This window comes from Fusibacter sp., assembly GCF_057447755.1.
In genome coordinates, this window is the sequence record NZ_JBVBZF010000253.1 from 1 (window position 1) to 5,325 (window position 5,325).

Annotated in this window: 4 protein-coding genes and 1 pseudogene; all 5 read left to right on the top strand. The window is 37.1% G+C overall.

Going from position 1 to position 5,325, the window contains the following annotated elements; genetic code table 11:
• Window positions 1-127 (top strand): annotated as a pseudogene (locus AC220I_RS17805) (aminotransferase); the annotation flags it as partial.
• A gap of 118 nt (window positions 128-245) precedes the next feature.
• The gene (locus AC220I_RS17810; RefSeq protein WP_486725214.1) at window positions 246-701 is read left to right on the top strand and encodes an NUDIX domain-containing protein; all 456 of its coding nucleotides are present in this window, start codon (window positions 246-248) and stop codon (window positions 699-701) included.
• Window positions 702-794: 93 nt separating this feature from the next.
• Window positions 795-1,343, top strand: a complete 549-nt coding sequence (locus tag AC220I_RS17815; protein WP_486725215.1) for an NUDIX hydrolase — start codon at window positions 795-797, stop codon at window positions 1,341-1,343.
• Window positions 1,344-1,404: 61 nt separating this feature from the next.
• Window positions 1,405-4,260, top strand: a complete 2,856-nt coding sequence (locus AC220I_RS17820; protein ID WP_486725216.1) for a bifunctional diguanylate cyclase/phosphodiesterase — start codon at window positions 1,405-1,407, stop codon at window positions 4,258-4,260.
• A gap of 126 nt (window positions 4,261-4,386) precedes the next feature.
• Window positions 4,387-5,325: hypothetical protein (locus tag AC220I_RS17825; RefSeq protein ID WP_486725217.1), on the top strand; the 939-nt coding region annotated here is incomplete at its 3' end.

A 5,325-nucleotide genomic window follows, 5' to 3' on the forward strand; every position in this document is an offset into this window, starting at 1 on the left:
AGGTGGGTCTTTCTTCCCAAATGGTGGTCACGAAAATACCATGAGAGTCAATTATTCAAATATGCCGGATGATAAGATCGTTGAAGGGATCATCCGATTAGGTGCTTTATTAAAAGAAGAACTTTAAGAATACCCCGTGATGACTTTCATCACGGGGTTTGTTTATTCGGTGCAAAGCATATTGACAAATTTTGCTCCTGTGAGACAATAGTAATGAGCATAAAATGCGATTAGGAGAGTGAATTATGTATCAGAGAGTGCAACACTTTGGCGTCTATGGTCTTATCATGAAAGACGAGAAAGTATTGCTTGTAAAAAAATCAAAAGGTCTTTTTAAAGGCTTATGGGATTTCCCAGGAGGCAAAATAGAATTTGGCGAAGCACCAGACACAGCATTAATCAGAGAAATTATGGAAGAAACCGGTCTTGAAATTGAGTCTTATGCGTATCTGAAATCAGATGCCGCAGTTGTTCATGAGACATCAGACGAGGGTATTAAAGAAACCATCCATCAGGTGGGTTTCATATACCGAGTGGAAGTCAAATCATTTGATTCATTGACCATTGAAGGTGATGAAGAAAACGTGGAATCTGCAGAATGGTTTGATATGAACGCAATAGAACTTGATGACTTTACGCCTTTTGTTCAAGAGATTATGTTAGAGCTTCCAATAAAGGATAAAATACGTAAAAAGAATTGAGGCAACTCAATTCTTTTTACTTTTAAATCATGCAATGGGGTCTTTATAGTATAGGACCGTGGAAATTAATAGAGAATAAGAGGTCTAGCAAGTATGAAAAATGATATCATCAAAGAGATTGAAGCCTTGCTTTTGGCTTATATAGACCATGATGGGTCAGGAGAGGTTGCCGCAAAACAAATACTTGAGTTTGTTCAAAACAATGAGCTCGTCTTAGGAAAAGACAATCCTAAGGGTCATGTGACAGCATCAGCTTGGATTACGGACTTTAGACGAGAACACGTTCTTCTGACACACCATAAAAAACTAAATATGTGGATTCAGCTTGGTGGGCACACTGAAGAGGATGAGTGCCTTATTAAATGTGCTGAGAGAGAAGCTGCTGAAGAGTCGGGCCTCAAGTCTTTAAGACTATTAGATACCGCAATTTTTGATGTGGATGTACATGAAATTCCTAAACATAAGACGCTTGCCCCTCATTTACATTATGATGTGAGATTTTTATTTGAGGCAGATTTAAGTGAACCCTTGACCTGTAGTGATGAGTCATATGACTTGAAGTGGATTCCGCTGTCTGAAATAAGATCTTGGACATGTGAGCCATCAGTTCTGCGAATGGTTGAAAAGACTTTAAAAGGATAAATAAAGCTTTAAATAAATTAACTATGGGTATAATTATAAAAAATGTAAGGTTGGTGATATGATGAATTTATTTAAAAAATATAAGAGCAGTCTAAACTTTAAAATCACAATGATCACAATTTTATTCATCATTTTGGGCATGCTATCCATGATCCTTTATACAAATTTATCTGTGAAACGTCTAACGGATAAAACCTTAAGCACTATGGATCGTGAGCTATACTACTTGCTTGACGAATATTATACCAACTATATCAATGAAATCAGTTTGAGAATTGAGGAAAACTATAATGGCTATCTCAAAGAAGTTCAGATCCTAGGGGGTCTATTTCAAGAGGTATTCGATAAGTCTAAGGATTTGCAAACGGTCATGTCAGTCATTGAACAGGACCCGTATTTCAAAGATGAGATTATCTTCAATGGAAACTGGGGCCAAAATACACCTCAAGAACCTACAACGGTATTTCTTGGCCGATATTTATATGATGATAATGGCCAAATAAAACCAGAAGTAGAAGAGGCAATCTCAGAGACCGAAATATTTGATTTGATTATGCCTTCGTTTGCTAAATATGGTAAGGATAAAATCCAGATTTATTTCACTGGTGGTATAGGTGAAGATTTCACTAGAATGGCCCCATGGATAGATATTGGGCACAGTGTTTATGATGTTTATCCAGAACTTTACGACCTACCAATTTGGGAAACCTTTAATCCAGGACTCGTTGATGATTGGACAAAACGCATGTTGGATAAAGGCATTGGTAATCCAAAGCTCATCAGAGTATCACAGCCTGTACAGGACGGGATTACAGGTGGCATAATCCTAGGCGTCACATATCCAATTTGGGATAGTGAAACCAAGGTGTTTAAAGGCCAGGTTGCATATGACATAACACTGGAGTCCATTATTGCTCAAGTGGAGAATATTGAAATCAGCAATACTGGATTTGCGATGCTCATTCAGTCTAATGGCAATGTTTTTGCGGTCAATGATAGTGGTGCTGAACTTTTGGGGTTAAAGAATACAAGCGAAAGCACCAACGATAGCGAATCTGGTACTGGCTTTAATCGACTTAATCGTTTTATACAAGAAAGCTCAATTGACGTGGTCAGAAACCTTAATTTTTCTGAGGCAAATGACATTAAGACCATTGAGTTTAATGGCGAAACTTATTTCTTTATTAGTAAAAAAATGAACCCCTTTGTTTCCTGGTCACAGGAACAAGGTTTTTACGATGAAACTTGGACTTTGGCATTTTTAGTCCCTAAGGATGAAATCTACAAGATGTATATTAATTCTGAAGTTCAGATTAAAAATGATCAAAATACCGCGATTCGTCAACAAGTGGGAATTGGTGCTGTCATCCTTTTCTTTGTTGTGATTTTCATCATATTGTACAATTCCAGAATGACTTCAAAGCTCAACTATTTAACCAATAAGGTTAAGCAAATGAAAGAGAAAAACTATCAGGTGGATTTTGACATTCATTCAGAGGATGAAATCGGCAAATTGGCCCATGCCTTCGAGAGCATGCAACAGGAAATACAAGATTCCTTCTCCCAACTTAAAATACAAAATGAGTTACTAAAAAATGAAATTGATGAACGTATCAAGAAAGATCGTATTATTGATTATCTTGAGAACTTTGACTCACAAACAGACCTTTTAAATAAAAAGGCCTTGCTTAATATACTGAAGGATTTGAATTTAGACGAGTCTCAAACATTTGCTTCATTAATCATCATTGGTCTCGATGAGTTTAGAAAAATTAACGATGCTTATACCTTCAAGGTTGGTGATGAAATCATCCAATCCTTGGCAGTGAAACTCGATGGTGTCGCACAAAGTCATGAACTGCTCTATCGTATTGGTGGTGATGAGTTTGCGATTCTTTTTAAAGGCAAGGACCTAAATGAATTGATTTTAAAGGTTGAAGAGATCAGCAACCTCTTTAAGACACCATTTAATATCAGGATGCATGAGGTTTCTTTAAGCGCTTCTATAGGGATTAGCACATATCCACATGATACCAATGACACACTGGACATCTTCAAGTATGCTATTATTGCTATGAACCATGCCAAGGAAAGAAATCGTGGGGGCAGTGAATACTATAATGAAGAGATGAACTATAGTGCGAGAAATCGAATTGAAATGATTAATGAGCTCAACCAAGCCATCGATAAAAATGAGTTGAGCTTGGCATTTCAACCCATCATGAACATAGAAACTGAAAATGTCATAGGACTTGAGGTCTTGTTGAGATGGCATTCAGCCAAGTTTGGCAATATATCGCCAAGTGTCTTTATTAAACTTGCCGAAGAATCTAAAATGATTATTAAAATCGGCAGTTGGGTAATCGAAGAATCCTTAAAAGCCCTTCAAGCGTTTGAAAGTAGGGGCTATGAAAACCTTCAAATGGCAATTAACATCTCTGTCATTCAATTGATGCAGCATGATTTGGTGTCGGAGACCAAGCGTTTGTTTGCCCAATATCCTGTAAAGCCTAAACAAATAATCTATGAGGTGACTGAAGGCCTATTTATCAACGATTTTGATAAGGTTAGGTTGACCTTCGACCAACTTGAAAAATTAGGGGTAATGATATCCATTGATGATTTTGGAACAGGATATTCATCTTTGTCATATCTCAAAAATATTGCAATTAACAAACTTAAAATTGACCGTTCCTTTATTTCTGAAATTCACGATAAAGCAGGATGGGAAATTACAAATGCCATCATCGCGCTTGCCAACAATTTAAATTTAAAAGTTGTTGCAGAAGGTGTGGAAAAGATAGAACAACTGGAACATTTGCGAGAGAGAGGCTGTAACGAGGCACAAGGCTTCTATTTCTCAAAACCGATTTCATTTGAAGAGTGCATTGAGTACTTAGAAAAGTACAGTGTTTAAAGTCAAATATACTTGCATGAGGGCTCTTATTCTAACCTTTAAGGATAAGAGTCTTTTCTATTTTTAACCCGATTTTAATCTGAAAGTGGTATTTTAGAATAGAAATACATATAAGAAGGTGATGAAATGTACAAAGAGGCATTAGATGTGCTGGTAGGGGAATGGTATCGACAGCCCAGTGGTGGTGAGATAGAGGGTCCAGTTTTTTCGTTTAAGGAAAAAAGGAATGAATATAATAAAATTATAAAATTGATGAGAGACTTGAAGCGTTTAGTCCAAGACTCTGAGGACCAAGACTCTGAAGGTCAAGAGAAGTTCAATGACCTAATTAAGACCTATTTAAAGAGCAGTAAGATCATGGCATCCACAGATATGTCTGCCCTCTTTAATAAGGAAATGATAAAGTCTACAATAGATTTTTATGAATGTGCTAAGGCCTTTGACCCTAAAATGAAAATCGAAGACATCGGTCAAGCCATGCGCAATGTTTGGATCATTAATATGATCCAACTTTTAGAAGGTAAACCCGTGGCCATGACACCTAGCGCGTTTGGCTACAGTATGTTATATCCTTATACGGATAATTTTATTGATGCAGCCGAGATTGCGTCTGAGTATAAAAGGCAAGTCCTGTCCAAATTTGGCCTTCGACTGTCAGAGGGGACTCACATGGTGTCATTAAGCTTAGGAGATGTCAGTTCTGAAGACGGTCCGGAGTGCCACTATCAAAAGGCACTAGACCTTTTGGTAGGCAAAATCGAAAGTCAGTATTGTAGAGTCTCATACCCACAGGTTTATAAGTCTTTAATGGGCATACATGACGCTCAAATAAAAAGTCAAATTCAACACGGGGATTCATTGCCTTATGAATTCCCTATTTTGAATTTTACTTTTGAGAAAGGTGGTACATCAGTTTTGGCTGACGCATACCTTGTTTGTGGCACACTTTCAAATGATCAAATATTATTTTATCTGCATTACGGCATAATCTTGCAATTATGCGATGATTTGCAAGACATGGTTGAAGACCAGAAAAATAACCATCAGACAATCTATAGCCAGCTA